This window comes from Burkholderia sp. Ax-1719, assembly GCF_011753055.1.
Lineage (GTDB): Bacteria > Pseudomonadota > Gammaproteobacteria > Burkholderiales > Burkholderiaceae > Paraburkholderia.
In genome coordinates, this window is record NZ_VWWJ01000007.1 from 94,285 (window position 1) to 116,552 (window position 22,268).

Consider the following 22,268-nt stretch of genomic DNA (forward strand, 5'->3'; position numbering starts at 1 on the left):
CAGTTTATGTCTGCGCGCCATCTGGATCGTCCACGCGCGCTAGCCTGGGCCTTGCGCGTACCTGCACTCGCGGTCCTGGCCGTGCCCTTTCTTGCCTTGATCGGCCAGACACACTGGGGAAGCATTACCGCTGCCTATGGCGATTGGGATGCGGTGCGGGTTTCGTTGACACTCAGTGCGTGGGCGCTGCTGATCATCATCGCAATCGGCATACCGCTGTCGATCTGGCTGGCGAAAACTGCCGGATGGATTGGGCGCGCGGTCGAAACGCTCGTCCTGTTCTCGCTGCTGACTCCGTCTCTGGCGACCGGCATTCTTCTTGTCTGCGCCTACGGGCCATACAGCCCGCTCGGCGAACTCCTCACGCGCCTGGGCTGGTCGCTCAATAACAACGCGGCGTCGTTCATCGTCGCGCAGATCTATGGCGGCCTCGCCTGGTTCGTCGTTTCCGCCAGAACCGCGTTCGAAAACATTCCGCCCGCGCTGGAGGAAGCCGCGCAGGATCTGGGCTGCACGCCGTGGAGCGTGTTCTGGCACATCAGTCTCCCTATTGCCGCGCGGGAGATCTGCACGGGCGCCATCGTCGCCTGGGTCAGAATGATCGGCGAGTTTGGTATTGCGGCGGTATTCTCGTACTTTCCACAAGGCATCCCGGTGAAACTATTCGTGAATCTGCAGAACGATGGACTGCAGTCGGTCTACGTGCTCATCTGGATTCTTTTGTTGTCCTTGCCGCTTCCGCTCATACTCCTGTCATTTTTCAGGCGCACACGCAAAACCTGAAATAGCCGCACATATCCATCGTGCCGATAATGGCATGCAATTTCGGTTGATTTGACACCACGCAGCCTGACCTGGACACTGATTGCCATTCGCCACGCAACTGGCGTGGACGCTTGCACTGAATCTTTCGACGCGAGTAGATATGGCTTCCGTTCATTCACCGGCCCGCGCGGCTCACACGAGCGCACAATCGGAACCGTCCCTCAAGCGCATCGTGATTGCGTCCGTGGCAGGCAATGCGATGGAGTGGTACGACTTCTTTATTTACAGCACGGCGGCGGCGCTGATCTTCGGGCAACTGTTCTTTCCGCCCAACGCCGACCCGCTCGTCGGTACGCTGGGCGCCTTCGCCGCGTTCGCTATCGGCTTCGTAGCGCGCCCGCTCGGCGGCATCGTCTTCGGCCATATCGGCGACCGCTACGGGCGACGAACCTCTTTAGTCTGGACATTGCTGATCATGGGCGTTGCCACTTTCGGCATTGGGCTTTTACCCAGTTACGCGCAGGTTGGTATGTGGGCGCCGGTTGCGCTCGTCACGTTGAGAATCTTTCAGGGCATCGCGTCAGGCGGCGAATGGGGTGGCGGCGTGCTGATGATCAGCGAAAGCGCGCCGCCCGAAAAGCGCGGCTATTACGCGGCATGGAGCCAGTTGGGTGTGGGCGGCGGCTTCGTACTTTCGTCCGCGGCTTTTCTTGCCGTTCAGGCGTTGCCGCACGATCAATTCGTGACGTGGGGATGGCGCCTGCCGTTTCTGGCGAGCCTGCTTATTTTCGTGATCGGCGTGTATATTCGCCGCCGCCTGCCCGAAAGCCGCGATTTCGCTTCCGCGGAACAAGCGGGCAAGACTTCACACATGCCGGTGCTCGAAGCGATCAAACGTCATCCAAAAGAGATTCTCATTGCGATGGGTCTGCGCGTTGCGGAAAACGGCGGCGCCTATATCTTTCTCGCTTTCTCGCTGGTCTACGGCAAGTTCGCGGGTATTCCGAATTCCACCATGCTGATCGGCGTGATGCTCGCAATGATCATCGAAATGGGCGCGATGCTCGCGTGGGGCAAGCTTTCCGATCGCATCGGCCGCAAGCCCGTCTATATGATCGGCGCGCTCTCGCTCGTTGCGATGGCCTTTCCGTTCTTCTGGCTGCTGAATACGCATTCCGCGCCGCTCATCTGGCTCGCGCTGGTGGCTGGCGCTGCGATCTGTCACGGCGCGATGATCGGCACCCTGCCCGCACTGGTCGGCGAACTGTTCAGCACCGAAGTCCGTTACTCAGGCGTGGCGCTGGGGCATGAGGTGGCGTCAATCTTTGCCGGCGGCCTGTCGCCACTGATCGCTACTGCGCTACTGTCACGCTTCCACGCATATTGGCCTGTTTCGCTATTCCTGGCCGTGCTCGGCGTCATCACGGCGGTAACGCTGCTATTCACACGTGAAACGCGTGAGCCAACGTGATAGCACCCGAATCATGGACACAGCGCTGCTAACGGCAGCGCAGAAACTGCCTCAGAAAAGCAGTCGATCAGGTAATCGCACGCCGCCGTATTGAGCGCGTCGCGCCGCGAGATGATGCCCACCGAAACTCGCGGCAACGGCTCTTCCACCGGCACGGCGATCACCTGATCGCTAAACCAGCTCGATTCCAGAAAGCTTCTTGGGCAGCACGAAAGCAGATCGCTGTTGGCCGATAAAGAAAAGCTCGCGCTGAACGAACTGCATTCGATCACCACGCGCGGCGCGGCCGCTCCCATGTCCACGAAATAATCCTGTACGACGCGCCCGATGCTTTCGGGCGTCGTATTCAGCATCCAGTCAGCGGCTCCCAGATCGAAGATGGATCGCGCATTCGCGAGCGGATGTCCTTTGCGCGCCGAAATGATCAAGTCCGCTTCGAGCAAAGGTTTAAACTGGAATTCGCTTGAAATCTTCGCGTCATTGACAATCGCAATGGCGAAATCGAGCGTGCCGTCACGCACGCCTGCGGTAGCCTGAGTCAGAAAGCCCTCCTGTACCGAAAGCCGCGTCGTCGTCATGCGTTGCCTGAACATGCGCATCGCACGCGGAAGATACTTGAGGGAAATGAGTGGCGTAACCGCACAGGACACCACTCCGCCCTCCATGCCGGAAAGCCGGTACACGTCGTCGCGTGCGTGCTGCATCTCCGCGAGAATCAACTTTGCCCGTGCATAGATCGCGCGACCGAATTGCGTGAGCTGGGCGCCGCGCGCGTTGCGCGTGACGAGCGGCACGCCCAGATCCTGCTCCAGTTCGCGAATGGCCTTGGTCAACGCCGGTTGCGACAGGCAAACGGTTTTGGCCGCCGCCCGCAGGCTGCCGTGCTCGGCAATCGCCACCAGCGCGCGTAGCTGATTATGTTTCAAGAGTGAGATCCCGCGTCGATAGGAAAAGGCGCAGCACCGCGACTCCGGCTGCATGGCTTCCACTGATGCTACCTCGGACGAAATAGCGCGAACATGGGGCATAGCCCGGATCACCGGCGCGCCATAGGGCGACATGCGCACGCGATAACCCCGTGTTATCACAATAAGAAAAAGCAAATCCGTGGCGTTATTTTGTCTCCCTAGACTGTGCCTGTCGTCATCAGCAAGTCATGCGTCTCGCGCTGTGCGCGAAACACCCGCGAACGATTCACCCACGACAGGAATTCCGTTCATGAAGTCCCCCTCCCTACGCGGCACAACGCCTGGCGCCTGCACATCGACGCGCGCGGTCTCCACGCGCAGCCTGATCGTCGCGACCACGATTGGCAATGCCTTCGAATTCTTCGATCTGACCGTCTATAGCTTCTTCGCCGTGCTGCTCGGCAAGCTCTTTTTTCCGCTGGCTTCGGCACAACAGCAGTTATTGCTTTCTGTGGGCACCTTCGGCGTGGGCTTCGTGGCGCGGCCACTGGGCGGTGTGATGTTCGGCGTCATTGCGGACCGCTTTGGCCGCCTCACGGCAATGAACCTCACGCTGCTGGCCATGGCGCTGGGCACCGGCCTGATCGGCGTCACGCCTACGTATGCGCACATTGGCATGGCGGCACCGCTCCTGATTCTGGTCGCACGGCTGCTACAAGGCTTTTCCGCAGGCGGCGAAGTGGGCGTCGCCACCACGCTGCTGGCCGAACGCGCCAGCGCCAGCCGGCGCGGTTTCATCACGAGCTGGCAGTTTGCGAGCCAGGGCGCGGCGGCGCTTGCGGGGTCGATGGTGGGTTTTCTGCTTTCGCACTACCTGGATACCGCCTCGCTCGAAAGCTGGGGCTGGCGTCTGCCCTTTCTCACAGGCGTGCTGATCGCGCCGCTCGGCCTCTATCTGCGTTCGCGCATTGGTGAAGACGCAAGCGACACGGCCGCTCCAGAGCGCGCGGGTCAGGGCGTGCTCAAGACGGTCTTTACCCGCGACGGGATGCAACTCCTGTTTGCACTGCTGCTCGTGATTGGCGGCACGTCGGCACATTTCATCGTGCTCTATTACATGTCGACCTATGCGATCACATTCCTGCACCTGCCGATGGATACCGCCATGTGGTGCGGCATTCTTTCGGGCGCGGTGATGCTGGTGATGTCGCCCGTCGGCGGCATCTGGTCCGATCGATATGGACGCAAGCGCGTGAATTTCGCGTCGCGCGTATTGCTGACCGCGCTGGTCTTGCCGGGCTTTCTGCTTATCACGCACAGCCCTTCCGCGCTCACGCTGTATCTGGTCGTTAGCGCACTCGCTGCGCTGCACTCCGTCAATGCGGGCGCCACGGGGCCCCTCCTGACCGAGATTTTTCCGCGCAGCACGCGCGCCACGGGACTTTCGCTTGCTTATGCGGCGGGCGTGTCGATTTTCGGCGGCTTCGCCCAGTTCTTCGTGACCTGGTTGATCGGCGCGACCGGCAATCCCACCGCGCCCGCGTGGTACGTCATTGTCTGCGGCGTGCTCTCGCTGGTGCCGCTGGCATTCATCGCGGAACGTGCACGCGAAGCGATCTAGTCTCTCCTCCCTCTTTCCAACGCACTAGCGGAATTCACTCATGTACGACATGCAGACATCTCACTCGATCAACACGATTGATTCGTTATGCGAAGCATCTGCCATTTCCTTACTGGAACTGCAACGCAAGCGCGAAATTAGCACGCTCGACATTCTCGATGCGCATCTGGCGCGCATCGCTGCGGTCAATCCGCAAGTCAACGCATTGGTCACACTCGGCGATATAGATACGTTGCGCACGCGCGCAAGCGAAATCGACGCACGCTGGGCGCGCGGCGAATGGCAAGGCGTGCTGCACGGCTTGCCGGTCTCGCAGAAGGACCTCACGGCGACGCGCAGCGTACGCACCACCTATGGCTCAGAAGCCTTCGAACAGCATGTCCCCACTCAAAGCGCCCTGATCGTGCGACGTTGCGATGCGGCGGGCGCGCTCATGATCGGCAAATCGAACACACCGGAATTCGGCGCGGGCTCGCATACGTTCAATAGCGTGTTCGGCGTAACGCGCAATCCCTGGGACCCCGGCAAGTCGGCGGGCGGCAGCAGCGGCGGCGCGGCTGCGTCGCTCGCGTGCGGCATGAATCCGCTGGCTTGCGGCAGCGACATGGGCGGCTCATTGCGAAATCCCGCTGCCTGGAACAACGTCGTGGGACTCAGGCCGTCCCCGGGCCGCGTACCCCGCGCGCCCGATCTGAATGGCTGGGCTACGCTGGGCGTGGACGGTCCAATGGCGCGCAACGTCGCGGATACGGCATTGCTGCTAAGCGCCATCGCAGGACCGAGCGGCGAGACGGCAGCGGAACTTGGCGAACCCGGGAAGCTATTCGTTCAACCGCTGGAGCGCGATTTCCGCGGCGTGCGTGTGGCGTTCTCAGCAAATCTCGCGGGTTTGCCGGTCGATCCGGAGATCGAGCGCACCGTGCGAGCGCAAGCGGCCATTTTCGAATCGCTCGGCTGCGAAGTGGTTTTTGCCGATCCGGATCTCGCCGATGCGGAAGACGTCTTCAGAATGGAACGCGCATGGATGATCGGCACGCTTTTCGATCAACTCGATGCGGAGCAGCAATCGTTTCTCAAGCCAGAAATACTGGATGAATACCGCTTGCACCGCTCGATGAGCGCGGCCGATCTTGGCCAGATGTTCGTACGCAAGACCGCACTGTTTCAGCGCATGCGCGCCTTCATGAACGAGCACGCGTTCTATGTGCTGCCAGCCACACAGATGCATCCTTTCGACGCAGCATTGCGCTGGCCGGCGTCGTTCATGAACCAGACGTACACGAGTTACATCGACTGGATGCGCATCTGCTGGTACCTCTCCTCAACGGAATCGCCAGTGCTTGCGGTGCCTTGCGGATTTAGCGCTTCGGGCCTGCCCATCGGCATGCAGATCGCCGGCCGTTATCGCGACGACTGGGGCGTGCTGCAACTCGGCCATGCCTACGAGCAGGCAGCCGCGCATAGCTTGCGGCGTCCGCCGGTGCTCGAAGCGTAACGTCCGCCCCTCCAGTAGCACAACGATTCGTCAGGCGGCTGTCAACAGCCGCCCGACCCCTCGCGTACCCGCACAGCGTGGTCCGCCCTGATTCGTGCAATTACAACCTGAGCGTCAAAAACCCCATGAAAAAAGCGCTTCTCGCCCTTTGCACTACCGCCCTCGCCCCTGCTTGTGCCTACGCACAAAGTTCCGTGACGCTCTACGGCATCATCGACGAAGGCCTCAGCTATTTCAGCAATGCCGCCACCGCCAATGCCAACGGCAGTGTGTCGGGTCATAGCGCGGTTCGCCTGCTCAGCGGCGTGATGCAGCAAAGCCGCTGGGGCATGCGCGGTACGGAAGATCTGGGTGGCGGTCTTAAAACGATTTTCGTGCTTGAAAACGGCTTCGACGCCAGCACGGGCAAGGCGGGCCAAGGCGGCCTGCTGTTCGGCAAGAAAGCCTATGTGGGCATGACTTCGCCTTACGGGACGATCACGCTGGGCCGTCAATACGATACGAATGTCGACATGATTGGCACGATGGAGGCCGGCGGCCAATGGGGCGGTTATATGGCTGCACACCCGGGCGATCTCGACAATATCAACAACACCAACTCCACCAACAGCGCGATCAAATTCACCAGCAATAACTATGCAGGCTTGACGGTCGCGGGCATGTTTAGCCCGGGAGGCGTAGCGGGCAACTTTGCGCGCAACCGCATCTGGTCGACCACCGCCAGTTATTCAAGCAGCGCGCTGACACTCGCCGCTGGCTATCTCGACGTGCAGAACCCCAACACGGCCTTCTTTGGTAGCGGCGGCAGCCCCGCCGCCGTGGTCAATGGCGTACCAGGCAATAACATGCTTTCGCCGGTCTATTCCGGCTATGCATCGGCGAAATCGATGACCGTGCTCGATGCGGCAGCCGCCTATACGATTGGCTCCGCTACCGCAGGCGTCGTTTATTCGAATACCCGCTTTCGCGATCTTGGCGATCTTTCGTCCGGGCCAAATCCGCGTGGCCTGAGCGGCACGGCGATCTTCAATAACGTCGAAGCGAATTTCCGCTATCAATTCACGCCGGCCTTGTTGTGGGGCGCGGCCTATGACTACACCCATGGCAATTCCATGGCGGGACAAGGCGGCGCGTCCTATAACCAGTTCGCAACGGGACTGGATTATCTGCTCTCCAAGCGCACCGATGTTTATATCATCGGCGTCTATCAAAAGGCGTCGGGCGTCGATTCGACGGGCAAAGCCGCGGTGGCGGCCATTAACGGACCGTCGGCATCGGCGAACGACAAGCAGGCGGTAATCCGCATCGGCATGCGGCATAAGTTCTGAACGCATGCCTCAAGCGGAAGACCATTCGATGACAACACGGTCTTCCGCCGTTCCGATTTCACAGTGCGAGCGTTACTGTTTTTTCGCGCAGATACGATTCAAGTGCACGACGCGAAAGATCATGGCCCACGCCGCTATCCCTATGGCCGCCCCAGGCAAGACGCGGGTCCAGCGGACTCCAGCAATTCACCGCCACCGCGCCCACGTCGACCCGTCTCGCAAGGCGATGCGCGCGCGACACATCGCGCGTCCACAACGAAGCCGAGAGCGCATAACGCGTGGAATTGGCGATGCGTACGGCCTCTTCTTCATCGTCGAACGCAATCACGACACCTACTGGGCCAAAAATCTCTTCCTGGGCCAACGTGCCATTCGGATCGTCGTGAGCGAAAAGCGTTGGGCTCACGAAGTTGCCGTGGTCCGGCACAGCCCTGCCGCCTGCAAGCCGCGTAGCGCCTTCCTGAATAGCCAGATCGATATAACGTTCGACGCGCGCCTTGTGACGCGCATTGATCAACGCGCCCATTTGCACACCATTTTCGCGCGGGTCGCCCACCCGGATTGCGTCGGTCGCGGCGGCCAGCGCCTGAGAAACCGCCTTGCTGATCGAGCGATGCACGAGGATGCGCGACCCCGCTGCGCAAGTCTGCCCCTGGTTCGCGTAAAGGCCCATCATCAGGCCCGCAACCGCCTGTTCGATATCGGCATCCGCCATCACGATCTGCGCCGCCTTGCCGCCCAGTTCAAGCGTGAGAGGCCTGAACGTACCAGCAAGATCGCGGGAGATTGCACGACCGACTTCTGTACTGCCCGTGAAGCTGACTTTGGCGATGTCCGGATGCGTCACCAGCGCACGCCCAGCCGTCGGCCCGATGCCATGGACAAGATTAACGACTCCTGGCGGTATGGCGGCTTCGGCCACCAGACGCATCAAATGCGTCAATGCCACCGGCGCATCTTCAGACGGCTTGATGACGACCGTACAGCCCGCCGCGAGCGCAGGCGCAAGTTTCCACGCGCAAATCATCAGCGGTGCGTTCCATGGAATCACCTGCGCAATCACGCCCAGCGGCTCCAGCTCGGTGTAGTTCAGCGTCTGACGCCCCATACTGCCCGCCGTGGGAATCGTGCGCCCCTCCAGCTTGTCCGCCCAGCCAGCGAAATAACGCAAGGTGTCCACCGTCATCGGGACGTCCATCAGGCGCATTTCCATGGACGCGCGCCCTTGCTCACAGGCGAGCAGATCGACAAAGACATCGGCGTCGCGTTCGACCAGATCCGCCAGCCGGTTCAGATATTGACCTCGACGCACTGCGCCGGCGTCGCGCCAGCTACCGAGAAACGCGCGACGGGCGGCTGCGACGGCCGCCTCCACATCGGCCTGACCCGACGCGGCGACCGTTGCCAGTTCGAGCGCGGTGGCCGGTTCGATTTTCGCAAAGGTCTCCGCGCTGGCTGCGGCCTGAAATGCGCCGTCGATGAAATTGTCGAGCCGAAGCGACATGGTTGTTCTCCTGAGTAGCTCACGCGGCGATGGCACATCGCGGCGAGGTCATGAAATAGTTGATTACCGTATTTCATGTTAAGCACTCCGACTCGATTGCGAACTGGCGGGTTACGCCAGAGTATCGATAAACCACGCCACACAATCAGGCCGACCGGTTCCATTGGCGCTTCGCACGCCACAGAACGGTTGCGTCCGCATAACCCACCGCATGCGCGATTGCCGAGTTGGTCATGCCTTCGCGCTCACGCAACACCGTCACGCTGCGTTGGCGCTCTTCGCGGATGATGTCGCGCACGGATGTACCGGCTGCGGCCAGATGGCGCTGCAACGTACGATTCGACAGGCCAATATCACGCGCGATGTCGGCAATTACGAGCTTTTCTCTAGCAAGACGGCGCATCACCAGATCGCGCACCTGATCCACCAGACCATTGGGCACCGTCTCGCGTGAGATCAGATCGGTGGCGTGGCACTCCATCAGGCGAGCCAGGCGCGTATCCGCACTCGTGAGCGTGGTGTCCAGGTCATGAGGATGCAATACCACGCCGCTGACCGGCTGCTGGAATCTCACCGGCACGCGAAAGATCCGATGATAGGGACTGGTATCGGCGGGAGCCGCATGCTCGAAATGCACCTCGACCGGCACCCATTGCGGCCCGCGCACGAGGCGGATCATGTGGCACATGGAACTGACGGTGTATTCGGCATCCTGGCGGCGCGGCCAGATCTCGGAGCTGGCGATGCGATAGCGCCACATGGGCCAGCCGCTATCGCTGGCGAGATCGACCAGCACCGCGCTTTGCCATGAACCAAGCGCTTCACTGAAGCGACGGATCGCCGATCCGAGTTTGGGCGACGAGGTAAACACCAGACCTGCGGGACCCAGTTCGGAAAGCGGTATTTCCCGGCCAAGACGCAAGCCGATCCACGGTTCATCGAGAACCTGCGACGCCAGCTCGAACGCCTCGACATAACGCCTGAGCGGCACGATTTCATAGGGATCGGCAAGCTGGCGCCGGCTCAAGCCGAACTGGGCAAGAAGCGCATCGCAATCGGCGCCGCCTGCGTCGAGTGCGCGCACGATGGGACCCATCACGGCGCCGCGAATCATCGGGAAACTGCTGCTTCGATGAGTAGTATTCATGTTCGTCTCCGATCGAGCGCGGCACATTGGCAACACTCACTTCGGCGCACTTTATCGCCCTTTGGGCGCATTGCTCAAGCGAACAAAATTATGCATTTCGATAAACCACCAAATGCCGTTTCAGTTTTAATTTCCATTGCGCGCGCAACGAAAGTAACGCCTGCGTGTGAGCGTTATTTATGCGGATTCGAAAATCGCTCAAGCCGATAAGGCGACGGATCGATAATCGGCGTATTGCCTGCCACGAGATCTGCGGCCAGATGCCCCGCGGCGGGCGCAGTACCAAAGCCATGCCCGGAAAATCCGGTCGCCACGGTTAAACCCGGCAAGCCTGCAACCGGCCCAATGACGGGCAACGAATCGGGCGTGATATCCATGCAACCTGCCCACACTTCTTCAACCACCGCATTGTCGAATATCGGCCACGCAGCAGCCAGATTGCGCATGGCTTCGGCATTGATGCCTTCATTGACCGCGGGGTCCATGGTACGCACACGTTCGAATGGCGAAACGGCATGGCCTTTCCAGCGTCGCGGCAATGCCAGATCGCGCGCGAAATCCTTGCCGAAAGAAAGACGCAGTGCATGACGCTGATGTTTTAGCGCGGGCAAATATTGTCGGCCAATCAATAGGTGATCGAGCAGCAATGGCGCGCCCAGCGCCGCGCGATGCGTGATCGTAAAGCCCCCGTCAAGCCGCTTGCGAAACGAGAAGTCAGGGCCGCCAACTGCGATATCCGTGGGTCCTGCCATCGGCGCAGTGCGGATCGCATAACAGATCAGCGGCAGCGTTGGCAGCGATACATTCAGATTCCCGAGGAAACGCCGCGACCAAAGCCCGCCGGTCAGCAACACCTGTTCACAGCGAATTTCACCGCGCTCGGTCATCACGCCGCTGACCTTGCCGCCGGCGAACGTCAAAGTACGCACGGCGCACTGCTCCATGATGACGACGCCCAGGCGCAGCGCCGCTTCGGCAATCGCGCTTGAAGCCAACGTAGGTTCTGCGCGCCCATCCGATGGGGTATGAATGCCGCCAGCCCATCTGCCCTTACCGCCTGGGACCGTGGCATCGATCTCGTCTTTCGTCAGCATGCGCGAATCGAGATCCAGATGGCCGACCGAGCGAATCCATCCCTCATGCGCGGCCATTTCGGCTTCGGTGGAGGCGAGATACATGATGCCTGCCTGACGATAACCGACATCGACACCGACGCGTGCGGGCATTTGCGCCCATAAACGATCGGCGGCCAGCGACATGGGCACGTCTGGTGCGGCGCGCCCCATCTTGCGTACCCAGCCGAGATTGCGCGAGGATTGTTCCCCCGCGATACGCCCTTTCTCCAGCACCACGACGGGGATGCCTTGCTCGGCGAGCGTGAGTGCGGCCGACAAACCGACAATACCGCCGCCGATCACCACAACGGTCGTGCTGGAGGGAAATGCCGTCGATGTTGTGACGGGCTGAATTCTGGGGGCCACGGATCATCCTCAAACAAGACGCGCACCAGGCGGCATGACGAGCCGCCGGTACATCAATTCAAAGCGCAACGGTGCGTTTTTCGATCTCGACGCGCGACGCGCCACGGTATGCCGTGACTTCGATTTCGACCTTATAGACGGTCGAACCGAGCGGCGGGCAGGTCACCGTACTGACCGGATCGATGCCGCGAAACTTCTCGCCGATCTTCGTCATCACGGCCATCGTGTCGTCAGGGTTCTGAATGAATACGCGCGACGCTATGACATCGGCAAGCGTTGCATCGACGGCCGCAAGCGCGGCTTCGATATTGGCAAACACCTGAAGTGTCTGTTCGACCACGTCTTCCGGAATCTGCTGTGTCTGGGGATGACGCCCGGCGGTGTTCGACACATAAATCCAGTTATCGACACATACCACGCGCGAATAACTGCCGATTTCCTCGAACTTCGAGCCCGTCTTGATCTTGACTACCCTGGTCATACTTTCTCCACGAATACACGCGCTGGGTGCAAAACGGCGAGTGCGGCTTTTTCGCACCACCTCGCCGCAACCGTCCAATCAACGCAGGACGGGCACATCCCACAGATTCAGTTTGACGCCGATGCCACGCTCCACGGCGTTGCGATACACAACCGTTCCCCATGCAACGTCTTCGACCGGCATCCCACCCACCGACATGATGATGATTTCTTCGTCGTTGTTTCGGCCGCTGGACTCACCAGCCACAATCTTGCCCAGATCCTCCAGCTGATCCGCCGACATCTTGCCTTCGGCGATCATGTCCATGAAACGCACGCCGATCACGGGTACATGCGTATGAGCGGGTTTGGGCAATTCCTCGAACCATGCCTCGTAGAGACCGGTGTTATCGACCACCTTGCGCACGTCTGCCTGTTCCATGCCTTCGTCGATATTGCAGGACGCGGGCATCACCAGGAACGTGCCCGGCTTCACCCACTCACGCTTCACGAGCGGATACTGCGAGGGATCGCCGGTCGCGCCGGAACTGCAATAGGTGACGATGTCGGAGTCGCGCACCACGGCCTCGACGGTATCCACGAGGGTCACCGTCTTCACCTGCGGGAAGGTCTGATCCAGCCACGTCAGGAAACTGTCCAGGCTCGCCTGGCCGCGCGCCTTGATCTTCACCGTGTCGATAAGCGGACACACGGCCATCAACGCCATCAACGTGGTCTTGGCCATCACGCCGGGCCCAACGATGCCGACCACGCGCGAGTCCTTGCGGGCGAGATGTCGTGCGCCAACGCCCGGAATCGCGCCGGTGCGATAAGCCGAAAGCAGATTCGCGGACATGAACGCCAGCGGCGCAGCCGTATCGGCATCGTTCAAGACGAAAGTGAGAATTGAACGGGGCAGGCCTTTCTCACGATTCTCAATGTTCGAGCCGTACCACTTCATGCCAGCCGTGCGAAAGCGACCGCCCAGATAGGCCGGCATGGCCATGAAGCGACGGTCTGCCGTCGGCTTTGGCATATGCTCGAATGGCGATTGCTCCGGGAAGAACACTGCGGCGCCGTGCGAGTCGTTGTTCGCACCGGCCATGCGGTAATCGCCGTGATAGAGAAGACCGAACATCTCCTCCATGGTGTCGACGCACGCCGGCATATCGGTAACACCTGCCGCAATCATGTCCTGCTCAGACAGATAGATAAAATCGATCTTCGTGTCTCGTGTCATTTTAGGAGTTCTCAGCAAATAGGATCGTGATGTCTTGGGGCACCTGCCAGTTTTCTCGTCGCACCGGAGGTCAATATTGACGTCCTTTGCTGCGCTGACGATCAGGGTGTGCTCTTCTGATTGCGGTGAGTATCGATCAGCCAAAAGATGGCAACCATGACGCTCCGCGCCATTAACTCGATAAATTGCGCCACGCGATTGACCGTGCCGGGATATCCACGGGATGGATGCCGATCACCCTTTTTGATTGATTTTCGTGAGCCTCGCAGTTTAATAACTTAGTATTTCTTACTAATATCCAGATCATCGGCATGGTCAGGAAAAGCACGCTACCCATGCCAGGTTGCCACCCGATTTCGCAGAGGCGTCCCTCTCGAATAATTGACCACCAAAAGATCAAATACTCGAATTTCTAGCCCCTTGACTCGGGATTTACCCCAAGCGGGCAAAGGCGTATGCGCCGCATGAGCGCCTGCAAAGCTAATAACGACAAGGGTTTCCGCCTGAGCAGCCCCATCTGGCCTGACACAGCGCAGCATCCCCGCTTCTTGACATCGACGTCCCGGTCCTCTTAAATAAATCAACTTGATTTATTTAAAGCGGGCCAGCAGGCCCCACCGGAGGAGACGCGTGAGAAGTCCGCATGTGGGCCAGGGCAGCAACTCGGCCAATGTTCGCCGCTTCAATGAGCGACTGCTGTTGCAGGCGTTGCGGCGCGCCGGCGAAGCCTCGAAGGCCGATCTCGCCCGCCTTGCGAACCTCACCAGCACGGCGGTTGGCAGCATCATTACCTCGCTGATCCAGAGCGGCCTGATCGAACTGAGCGGCCGGCGCCTCGACGGCGGACGCGGCCAGCCCGCCTCGCTGCTGCGCCTCTCTCCGCGCGGCGCGTTCGCCATCGGCGTGCGCCTCGACCGGACCAATATCGAAACCGTGCTGGTGAACTTCGCGGGCCAGATGATCGAGCGCCGCTCGCACGACATGCTGTTGCCAAGCCCCGCGCAAGCGCAGGAAATCGTCCAGCACGACATCAATGAACTATCAGGACTGCTGGATAAGGAAGAACGCAAGCGTCTGGCCGGCATCGGCGTGGCGCAACCGTACAACCTCGGCAGCTGGCTGCGCGAGTTGGGTTTGCCCACCGATACCTTCCGCGTCTGGAGCGAAGTCGATTTCGCGGGTGAACTGGGCCGCGCGCTGGCGTTGCCGGTATTCAGCGAGAACGACGGCAACGCCGCCGCCATCGCTGAAATCTTCTACGGCTGCGGGCGTCAACGCGACGACTTCCTCTACCTCTTCCTGGGCCCGGCCATCGGCGGCGGCATTGCGGTGGACGGAGACTGCGTGCGCGGCCTGACCGGCAATGCGGGCGATTTCGCGGTGATGCCGGTGCCGCCCAGCACCCTGCCCTCGGCATACAAGCCTGACGGCAAGTGGGACATTCTGCTTTCGCGCGCGTCGCTGATCGCGCTGCGCCGACACCTGCAATATCGCGGCGCGCGTGTCGAAAGCCGTGCCGATATCGAAGGTCATATCGCCAGCGGTCACCCCGCCGTCGAAGAATGGCTCGACGACTGCATCGACGCGCTTGCGCCCGCGTTACGTTCGGCGCTGTGCGTGCTCGACGTGCCCGCCGTCGTGCTGGACGCCGATGTGGACGCGGGCCTGATCGACACGCTCATGGAGCGCCTGCGCTGGGCCGTCGCGGCGACTGCGCCCGAGGCGCGCGGCACGCCCGAACTGGTGCGCGGCACCTTTGGTCCGGACGCGGGCGCACTCGGCGCGGCCACGCTGCCGATGTTTTTCAACTTTTCTCCGCGCGCGGGCATCCTGATGGGCGCCGGCGCGCAGATGCAGGCAACGTCGCAGAACCCAACGCAAATGCAGGCGCAAGCCCAGGAGGTGAGCCATGTCGCGCTCTGAGTCGACGCCCCCGCTGCTGGAAATGCGGGGCATCAGCAAGACCTTTCCCGGCGTGCGCGCGCTCGACAATGTGCGCCTCTCGGTCTGGCCCGGCGAGATCCATTCGCTGATGGGCGAGAACGGCGCGGGCAAGTCCACGCTCATGAAGATTCTCTCGGGCGCCTATCAGGCCGATCCGGGCGGCGAGATCCTGCTCGACGGCCAGGCCGTGGTAATCGATGGGCCACTTGCCGCCCGCGAACTGGGCGTGGCCGTGATCTATCAGGAACTGAGCCTCGCGCCCAATCTGAGCGTGGCCGAAAACATCTACGCGGGCCGCGAGCTGCGCAAAGGCAGCCGCCGCTTCGGCGTGGTTGACCGTGCAGCGATGGAGCGCGGCTGCGAGGACGTGCTCACGCGTCTGGGCGCGACTTTCGGGCCGACCACGCTGGTGGGCTCGCTATCGATCGCCGAACGCCAGCTAGTGGAAATCGCGCGCGCCGTGCATACCGAAGCGCGCATCATCGTGATGGACGAACCCACCACGCCGCTCTCCTCGCGCGAAACCGAACGCCTTTTCAAGCTGATTCTGCAACTGCGCGAAGAAGGTCTCGCGATCATCTACATCAGCCATCGCATGGCCGAGATTTATGAGCTATCCGACCGCGTTTCGGTGCTGCGCGACGGCAGCTACGTCGGCACGCTGATGCGCGAGGAACTCAGCGCCGAAAGCCTCGTCGGCATGATGGTGGGCCGCGATATTTCGGGGTTCTACAAAAAAGCCCACGCGCCTTACGACCCAGGCAAGGTGGTATTGACCGTGCGCGATGTCGCGGACGATAAGCGCGTGCGCGGCTGCAGTCTCGATCTGCATGCGGGCGAAGTGCTCGGCATCGCGGGACTGGTGGGCGCGGGCCGTACGGAACTCGCGCGCCTGATCTTCGGCGCGGAACCACGCGCACGCGGCGAGATCGCCATCGACGGGCGCACGCTTGCCGTGCATACGCCGCGCGACGCCATCGACGCGGGACTCGTCTATCTGACCGAAGACCGCAAGCATCAAGGCCTGTTCCTCGATATGAGCGTGCGCGACAACATCAACGTGGCCGTGGCCGGACGCGATGCGCGCTTTGGCGTGCTCGATCTCGCACGCGGTTCGGCGCGCGCCAAGGACTCGATCCGCGCGCTGTCGATTCGCGTACCCAGCCCGCGCGTGAACGTGGGTGCGCTCTCGGGCGGCAATCAGCAGAAGGTGCTGCTCTCGCGCCTGCTGGAAACGAAGCCACGCGTGCTGATCCTCGACGAACCGACCCGCGGCGTCGATATCGGTGCGAAGTCGGAGATCTACCGCATCATCAACGACCTCGCCAAAACCGGCGTGGGGATCATCGTGATTTCGAGCGAGCTGCCCGAAATCATCGGCGTGGCCGATCGTGTGCTGGTCATGCGCGAAGGCGAATTCGCCGGAGAGCTGGGCGGCTATACCGGCAAGCCCATCAGTCAGGAAGCCATCATCGAACTCGCCACCGGCTCGCAGGGCGCGCTGGATGAGGCCGCCTGATACACAGGCCGCCTGAAACGCAGACACCTACAGGACGCACGCAGCACGCATCCGTCGAAGAGATATTGAGGAGCACGACATCATGAAAAATATTATTCCCCGCCACGGCGTCGCGGCCAATGGCACACCTGCTGCGCAAGGCACGCAGTCCACGCGCAGCCAAGCCATCGACGGCCATCGCGCGCGCATGAAGTCCATCATGCGCACGGCAGGCATGCTGCCGGTGCTGGTGCTGCTGTGCATTGGTTTCGGACTGCTCAACGACGGCTTCTTCACCTTCGAGAACCTGTCGATCGTGACCCAGCAAGCCTCCATCAATATCGTGCTGGCCGCCGGCATGACGTTCGTGATCCTCACGGGCGGCATCGATCTTTCAGTGGGCTCGATTCTCGCTGCTGCGGCTGTTGCCGCCATGCTCGGTTCGACCATCGCGGGCATGGGCTGGCTCGGTATTCCGGCCGCTCTCGGCGTGGGCCTGGGCTTCGGCGTCATCAACGGCGCGTTGATTTCCCTGCTGCGTCTGCCGCCTTTCATCGTCACGCTTGGCTCGCTCACGGCTGTGCGCGGTATCGCGCGCCTGATGGGCCACGACACCACGATCTTCAACCCGCAACTGTCGTTTGCCTTTATCGGCAACGGTTCGGTGCTGGGCGTGCCCTGGCTCGTGATCATCGCACTTGTCGTGGTAGCGGCTTCGTGGTTCGTGCTGCGCCGTACCGTGCTGGGCTTGCATATTTACTCGGTGGGCGGCAACCCGGAAGCGGCGCGCCTCTCGGGCATCAAGGTCTGGGCTATCGAAATGTTCGTCTATGCCGTGTCGGGCCTGCTCGCCGGGTTGGGCGCGGTAATGTCGGCGGCGCGCCTCTACGCGGCCAACGGCCTGCAACTCGGTCAGTCGTATGAACTCGACGCCATCGCGGCCGTGATTCTGGGTGGCACGAGTTTCGTGGGCGGCGTGGGTTCGATCGTCGGCACGCTGATTGGCGCGCTCATCATCGCCGTGCTCACCAACGGCCTCGTGCTGCTGGGCGTGTCGGACATCTGGCAATACATCATCAAGGGCCTCGTGATCGTCGGCGCAGTGGCGCTCGATCGTTACCGCCAGCGCGGCTCGGCTCGCACCTGATTCGCTCTACCGCAAGACATCGATGAATTAAAACCGCGGGCGCAAGCGGTCCTCCTGCGCCCGCCCTGCACGACACTAACAGGACCTCTCTGGAGACATGTTCATGTTCAAGAAAAAGACTCTGCTCGCCGCTGTTGCTCTGACGATGGGATTCGCGCTTCAGGGCGCACACGCCGCCGACAAGCAGTTGAAGTCGATCGGCATCACCGTGGGTTCGCTTGGCAATCCTTATTTCGTGACCATCGTGCAGGGCGCGGAAGCGAAGGCTAAGCAGATCAACCCGAACGCCAAAGTCACAGCCGTTTCCGCCGATTACGACCTGAACAAGCAGTTCACGCAGATCGACAATTTCATTTCGGCGCACGTGGACATGATTCTGTTGAACGCCTCCGATCCGAAGGCCATTGAACCCGCCGTGCGCAAGGCGCGCGCCGCCGGCATCGTGGTGGTCGCCGTGGACGTGAGCGCAGCGGGTGCGGACGCCACCGTGCAGACGGATAACGTCAAGGCCGGTGCAATCTCCTGCGAATTCCTTGCGAAGAAAATCAACGGCAAGGGCAATGTGATTATCGAAAATGGCCCGCAGGTGTCGGCGGTGATCGATCGCGTGAACGGCTGCAAGCAGGTGCTCGCGAAATCGCCGGGCATCAAGGTACTCTCCGACGATCAGGATGGCAAAGGTTCGCGCGAAGGCGGCATGAACGCGATGCAGGGTTATCTGACGCGCTTCCCGCAAGTGGCGGGCGTGTTCACCATCAACGATCCGCAGGCCGTGGGCAGCGATCTGGCGGCGAAGCAGTTGCATCGCGGCAACATCGTGATTACGTCGGTGGACGGCGCGCCTGATATTGAATCGGCGCTCAAGACGGATACGCTGGTGCAGGCGTCGGCGAGCCAGGATCCGTGGAAGATGGCGCAAACGGCCGTGACCGTAGGCTACGACATCATGAATGGCAAGAAGCCCGCCAATCCGCTGATCCAGATGACGCCGCAACTCGTCACGCGTGACAACGTGGGCAGCTATAAGGGCTGGTCGTCGCAGCATTAAGCGCGGCGAAGGTTGGTGATTTAAAGTAAAAAGGGCGGCTTTTATAGCCGCCCTTTTCATATTCACCCGTGCTTTACGCCAGCACCGCATCCTTCGTCGTCACACGGCGCGGAATGATCTTGAGATCATAAAAAGTATCGGCGATCTTTTGCTGTTCCGCGATCACGCCCGCGTCGATCGGCCGATATTCATGCGCGTAATGCGAAAGACCGACCTGAATCGTCGCGGCGTCCAGCCCCTGAATCGGCGCGAGTTTCGCAGCGGCTGCGGCCGTATTCGCCCGCACCCACTGCCCCGTCTTGCCGAGTTCATCAAGCGCGATATGGATTGCGTCCTTGCGTTTGATGGCGAATTCTCGCTGGCTCAGAAAGAACTGGTGGTGGCTGGCCACGCCGCTCGCGTCCGCCAGCAGGCGCGCGCCATCCTGCGATTCCACCGCGGCAAGGAACGGGTCCCACACAGCCCAGGCATCGATCGAGCCGCTTTGCAGCGCCGCGCGCGCATCGGCGGGTGCGAGATAGACCGGTTGAATATCGGTCAGCGCAATGCCGTGCTTTTGCAGCAGCGCGACGATAAACCAGTGCACGTCGGAGCCGCGATTGAAGCCGATTTTCTTGCCCTTGAGATCCGCTACCGATTTGATCGGCGACTGCTTCGCGACCACCACGCCTTCCGCGTGCGGCGTCGGCAATTCATAGGCGGTGTAAACGAAATCCGCGCCCGCGGCCTGCGCGAACACGGGTGGCGCCTCACCCACGTAACCGAAATCGATCGCGCCCACATTCAGCCCTTCGAGCAATTGCGGGCCAGCCGGGAATTCGGTCCACGAGACCTTGATGCCTTGCGGCGCGAGGCGCTTTTCGAGTGTGCCGCTGGCCTTGAGCAGAACGAGCGTGCTCGCGGCTTTCTGATAGCCAATGCGGAATTGATCCGGTTGGTACTTGGCCCATGCGGGCAGCGCAGCGCCCGCGAGCGTGGCGCCCAGTGTTGAGGCAAGCGCGGCGAGGACAGTACGGCGGCGCTGGAAGCGCAGATCGTTATCGTTATTCATGACGGGTGCGTAGCGTGACGGTGCAATTGAAGATGCAAAAAATGCTACCTGTCACGCTGCATGAGCAGAAGTAACGAATCGCGCTAAGCAAATGACGCTGCGGGGATAGCGGTTTCGACGCTCGCGCAGCAACCGCGGCAAACACGGCAACGCGGCAAACGCGTTAAACGCGCTCGATGCGGTTGCGTCCGCCCTTCTTCGCGCGATAAAGCGCGACGTCGCTGCGCGAAAGCGTGATCTCGGCGCTGGCATCGTCGACGCGCAACGGCGTCACGCCGATGCTCACCGTCAACGCCACGGCGCCCTCCAGCGCGCGCAGCGGCGCTTGCGCGATGCAGTCCTGGATGCGGCGCGCGACGATGCAGGCGCCGTCCACATCCGCGCCGCCCAGCAGGATCGCAAATTCCTCGCCGCCAATGCGCCCCGCCACGTCGCCGCCACGCAGATGGTTGCGCAGCACATCGGCAAAATAGCGCAGCGCGTCGTCGCCGACCGCATGACCGAAGCGGTCGTTGATCGATTTGAAGTGGTCGAGATCGCACATCATCAGCGCGCATTGCGGGCCGCCCGTGCGCCGCAGCAGCGCGAGCTGGGCGTCGAGACGCGACATGAAATGCCGCCGGTTCGCGAGGCGCGTGAGGCCGTCGGTCATGGCGAATTCCTGCAACTCGGCTTCGATGCGCTTGCGTTCCGTGACATCGGTGATGAAGCCGTGCCACACCGTCGAGCCATCGTCGCGGCGTTGCGGCCGCGCATCGCCCTGACGCCAGCGCAGACCTTGCTGCGGCAGGCGCACGCGATATTCCAGATGCCAGGGCGCGAGCGTCGCCGACGATTCCGCGAACGAGGCGCGATACGCGTCGATATCGTCGGGATGGATCAGCGCTTCGATGCCTGCGGCGTCGCAGGCCACCTGCTCCGGCGTCAGTTCGTAGATCTCGCCGATCCCCGCGCTCGCGTAGGGAAAAGAGGTGTGTCCGTCCGGCGCGCGGCGGCACTGGAACACGAGTCCCGGCACTTCATTGGTGAGGTTGGTGACGAGATTGACCGATTCGCGCAGGCGTTCGGCCATCTCGCGCATCGAGGTCACGTCGGTCGAGGTGCCCACCATGCGCAACGCGCGGCCCTCGGCGTCGCGCGCCATCACCTTGCCGCGACTGCAGATCCATTTGTAGCTGCCGTCCTTGCAGCGGATACGGTGCTCGACTTCGTACTGGTCGGTGTTGCCCTCGAAATGAGCCTTCATGGTCGCCTGGACGTAGGCGAGATCTTCAGGATGCAGGCGAAGATAGCTGTCTTCGATACGGTTGGTGATTTCGTCCTCGGCGTAACCGAGCATCGCCTTCCAGCCCTTCGAATAGCGGATCTCGCCCGTCAACACGTTGCGGTCCCAGATGCCGGTGCCGCTGCCCGCGATCGCCAGCGCCAGAAGACGCTCGCGCTCGCGCAGCGAAGCCAGTTCGGCGTGCAGGTTCGTTTCGATGTGGGGAGCCGCGCCCGTTTTGTCGGCGGGAGACGCGAGCGCGGCAATCATGCGCGCAAAATCGTCGAGGCTGGCGCGCTGCGCCACCGTCAGTTCGCGCGGTGCGGGGTCGAGCAAACACAGGCTGCCCAGCGCGTCTCCATTCGCGCCAGTGAGCGGCCACGCGGCCATGAAGCGGTACGGCAGCGCGCTCGCGCGTGACAGACACGCCTGCCATGCGGGGTCGGAGCCAAGATCGTTGACAACGAGCGGCGCGACGATGCTTTCACTCGCATTACGGTCGTTGATGCGAGTCAGTTCCAGCAGCGCCTCGCGCAACGGTGCATCCACACCCGCGCCCAACCGCTCGCGCCCGTCCACGGCATCGCCGGGCAGCAGGCAGGCGGCCGCTACGCCAAAATGACGGGCCGCCAGCCGCATCAGCGCGTCCAGCAAGGGATCGTCTTCGGTCCGATCCGGCCGCCCGTCGTTGCGCGCACCACGACCGTGCACGACGGCAGGGGCAGGCGGCGCAAGCGCAGCTTCGGCAGGCGACGGAGTGGCAGACATGACACGCGTTCAGGCTGAGGAATCGAGCGGCTAGTATATAGCGCGTGAAATTAACCGCAATGCATGAGCCGACGACAAAAAAATCATCAAAAAATCGGTTGCATTCAGAGCGATTTAAAGGCTGGACGA

Annotated in this window: 17 protein-coding genes; 9 read left to right on the plus strand and 8 right to left on the minus strand. The window is 61.6% G+C overall.

The features are described from left to right. Positions 1-6: 6 nt before the first annotated feature. Positions 7-783 (plus strand): ABC transporter permease subunit, encoded by a 777-nt coding sequence (locus F3J17_RS15470; protein ID WP_167060482.1) that lies wholly within the window; start codon positions 7-9, stop codon positions 781-783. 142 nt (positions 784-925) lie between these two features. Next, complete coding sequence (locus F3J17_RS15475; RefSeq protein WP_167059999.1) at positions 926-2,236, plus strand: MFS transporter; 1,311 nt, start codon at positions 926-928, stop codon at positions 2,234-2,236. A gap of 11 nt (positions 2,237-2,247) precedes the next feature. Here the strand turns inward: F3J17_RS15475 and F3J17_RS15480 are convergent, their stop codons facing one another. Then, a complete protein-coding gene (locus F3J17_RS15480; RefSeq protein WP_240160992.1) occupies positions 2,248-3,297 on the minus strand; it encodes a LysR substrate-binding domain-containing protein in 1,050 nt (349 codons plus the stop codon). 157 nt (positions 3,298-3,454) lie between these two features. On the opposite strand from F3J17_RS15480, the gene F3J17_RS15485 reads away from it, so the two are divergent. From F3J17_RS15485 to F3J17_RS15495, 3 genes are all read left to right on the plus strand, one after another. Then, positions 3,455-4,765, plus strand: a complete 1,311-nt coding sequence (locus F3J17_RS15485) for an MFS transporter (RefSeq protein ID WP_167060005.1) — start codon at positions 3,455-3,457, stop codon at positions 4,763-4,765. A 49-nt stretch (positions 4,766-4,814) separates the two neighbouring features. Continuing rightward, positions 4,815-6,260: an amidase gene (locus tag F3J17_RS15490; RefSeq protein WP_240160993.1), complete on the plus strand. Its 1,446-nt coding sequence runs from the start codon at positions 4,815-4,817 to the stop codon at positions 6,258-6,260. 125 nt (positions 6,261-6,385) lie between these two features. Then, positions 6,386-7,588, plus strand: coding sequence for a porin (locus tag F3J17_RS15495; protein ID WP_167060011.1), 1,203 nt, complete (start codon positions 6,386-6,388; stop codon positions 7,586-7,588). A gap of 58 nt (positions 7,589-7,646) precedes the next feature. Here the strand turns inward: F3J17_RS15495 and F3J17_RS15500 are convergent, their stop codons facing one another. The 5 genes from F3J17_RS15500 to F3J17_RS15520 form a co-directional block, all read right to left on the minus strand. After that, a complete protein-coding gene (locus F3J17_RS15500; RefSeq protein WP_167060014.1) occupies positions 7,647-9,092 on the minus strand; it encodes an aldehyde dehydrogenase family protein in 1,446 nt (481 codons plus the stop codon). A gap of 145 nt (positions 9,093-9,237) precedes the next feature. Continuing rightward, positions 9,238-10,239 carry an AraC family transcriptional regulator gene (locus F3J17_RS15505; RefSeq protein ID WP_167060017.1) on the minus strand — a complete coding sequence of 334 codons (1,002 nt, stop codon included), beginning with the start codon at positions 10,237-10,239 and terminating at the stop codon, positions 9,238-9,240. A 173-nt stretch (positions 10,240-10,412) separates the two neighbouring features. Continuing rightward, entirely contained in the window at positions 10,413-11,720 is a 1,308-nt protein-coding gene (locus tag F3J17_RS15510; protein ID WP_167060020.1) for an FAD-binding oxidoreductase, read from the minus strand. A 58-nt stretch (positions 11,721-11,778) separates the two neighbouring features. Continuing rightward, entirely contained in the window at positions 11,779-12,201 is a 423-nt protein-coding gene (locus F3J17_RS15515) for a RidA family protein (RefSeq protein ID WP_167060023.1), read from the minus strand. Positions 12,202-12,279: 78 nt separating this feature from the next. Continuing rightward, a complete protein-coding gene (locus tag F3J17_RS15520; protein WP_167060026.1) occupies positions 12,280-13,419 on the minus strand; it encodes a tyramine oxidase subunit B in 1,140 nt (379 codons plus the stop codon). Positions 13,420-14,049: 630 nt separating this feature from the next. On the opposite strand from F3J17_RS15520, the gene F3J17_RS15525 reads away from it, so the two are divergent. The 4 genes from F3J17_RS15525 (at position 14,050) to F3J17_RS15540 (ending at position 19,056) form a co-directional block, all read left to right on the plus strand. Then, positions 14,050-15,342 (plus strand): ROK family transcriptional regulator, encoded by a 1,293-nt coding sequence (locus tag F3J17_RS15525; protein ID WP_167060029.1) that lies wholly within the window; start codon positions 14,050-14,052, stop codon positions 15,340-15,342. Then, positions 15,329-16,882 (plus strand): sugar ABC transporter ATP-binding protein, encoded by a 1,554-nt coding sequence (locus F3J17_RS15530; RefSeq protein ID WP_167060032.1) that lies wholly within the window; start codon positions 15,329-15,331, stop codon positions 16,880-16,882. The genes F3J17_RS15525 and F3J17_RS15530 overlap by 14 nt, the downstream gene beginning before the upstream one ends. Positions 16,883-16,964: 82 nt before the next feature. Next, positions 16,965-18,008, plus strand: coding sequence for a ribose ABC transporter permease (locus F3J17_RS15535; RefSeq protein ID WP_167060035.1), 1,044 nt, complete (start codon positions 16,965-16,967; stop codon positions 18,006-18,008). Between the two features lie 103 nt (positions 18,009-18,111). Beyond that, positions 18,112-19,056 carry an ABC transporter substrate-binding protein gene (locus F3J17_RS15540; protein ID WP_167060038.1) on the plus strand — a complete coding sequence of 315 codons (945 nt, stop codon included), beginning with the start codon at positions 18,112-18,114 and terminating at the stop codon, positions 19,054-19,056. 73 nt (positions 19,057-19,129) lie between these two features. Here F3J17_RS15540 and F3J17_RS15545 read toward each other — a convergent pair whose 3' ends face one another. Both F3J17_RS15545 and F3J17_RS15550 read right to left on the minus strand, forming a co-directional pair. Further along, positions 19,130-20,107, minus strand: a complete 978-nt coding sequence (locus F3J17_RS15545) for a sulfonate ABC transporter substrate-binding protein (protein ID WP_167060041.1) — start codon at positions 20,105-20,107, stop codon at positions 19,130-19,132. 163 nt (positions 20,108-20,270) lie between these two features. After that, on the minus strand, positions 20,271-22,139 hold the full coding sequence (locus tag F3J17_RS15550) for a diguanylate cyclase (protein WP_240160994.1): 1,869 nt from the start codon (positions 22,137-22,139) through the stop codon (positions 20,271-20,273). Between the last annotated feature and the right edge of the window lie 129 nt (positions 22,140-22,268).

Coding starts and splice junctions, on each gene's coding strand:
- F3J17_RS15470 (WP_167060482.1), top strand. CDS start 7: ATGTCTGCGCGCCATCTGGATCGTCCACGCGCGCTAGCCTGGGCCTTG.
- F3J17_RS15490 (WP_240160993.1), top strand. CDS start 4,815: ATGCAGACATCTCACTCGATCAACACGATTGATTCGTTATGCGAAGCA.
- F3J17_RS15530 (WP_167060032.1), top strand. CDS start 15,329: ATGTCGCGCTCTGAGTCGACGCCCCCGCTGCTGGAAATGCGGGGCATC.
- F3J17_RS15545 (WP_167060041.1), bottom strand. CDS start 20,107: ATGAATAACGATAACGATCTGCGCTTCCAGCGCCGCCGTACTGTCCTC.
- F3J17_RS15485 (WP_167060005.1), top strand. CDS start 3,455: ATGAAGTCCCCCTCCCTACGCGGCACAACGCCTGGCGCCTGCACATCG.
- F3J17_RS15500 (WP_167060014.1), bottom strand. CDS start 9,092: ATGTCGCTTCGGCTCGACAATTTCATCGACGGCGCATTTCAGGCCGCA.
- F3J17_RS15550 (WP_240160994.1), bottom strand. CDS start 22,139: ATGTCTGCCACTCCGTCGCCTGCCGAAGCTGCGCTTGCGCCGCCTGCC.
- F3J17_RS15535 (WP_167060035.1), top strand. CDS start 16,965: ATGAAAAATATTATTCCCCGCCACGGCGTCGCGGCCAATGGCACACCT.
- F3J17_RS15520 (WP_167060026.1), bottom strand. CDS start 13,419: ATGACACGAGACACGAAGATCGATTTTATCTATCTGTCTGAGCAGGAC.
- F3J17_RS15495 (WP_167060011.1), top strand. CDS start 6,386: ATGAAAAAAGCGCTTCTCGCCCTTTGCACTACCGCCCTCGCCCCTGCT.
- F3J17_RS15475 (WP_167059999.1), top strand. CDS start 926: ATGGCTTCCGTTCATTCACCGGCCCGCGCGGCTCACACGAGCGCACAA.
- F3J17_RS15515 (WP_167060023.1), bottom strand. CDS start 12,201: ATGACCAGGGTAGTCAAGATCAAGACGGGCTCGAAGTTCGAGGAAATC.
- F3J17_RS15540 (WP_167060038.1), top strand. CDS start 18,112: ATGTTCAAGAAAAAGACTCTGCTCGCCGCTGTTGCTCTGACGATGGGA.
- F3J17_RS15505 (WP_167060017.1), bottom strand. CDS start 10,239: ATGAATACTACTCATCGAAGCAGCAGTTTCCCGATGATTCGCGGCGCC.
- F3J17_RS15480 (WP_240160992.1), bottom strand. CDS start 3,297: ATGTCGCCCTATGGCGCGCCGGTGATCCGGGCTATGCCCCATGTTCGC.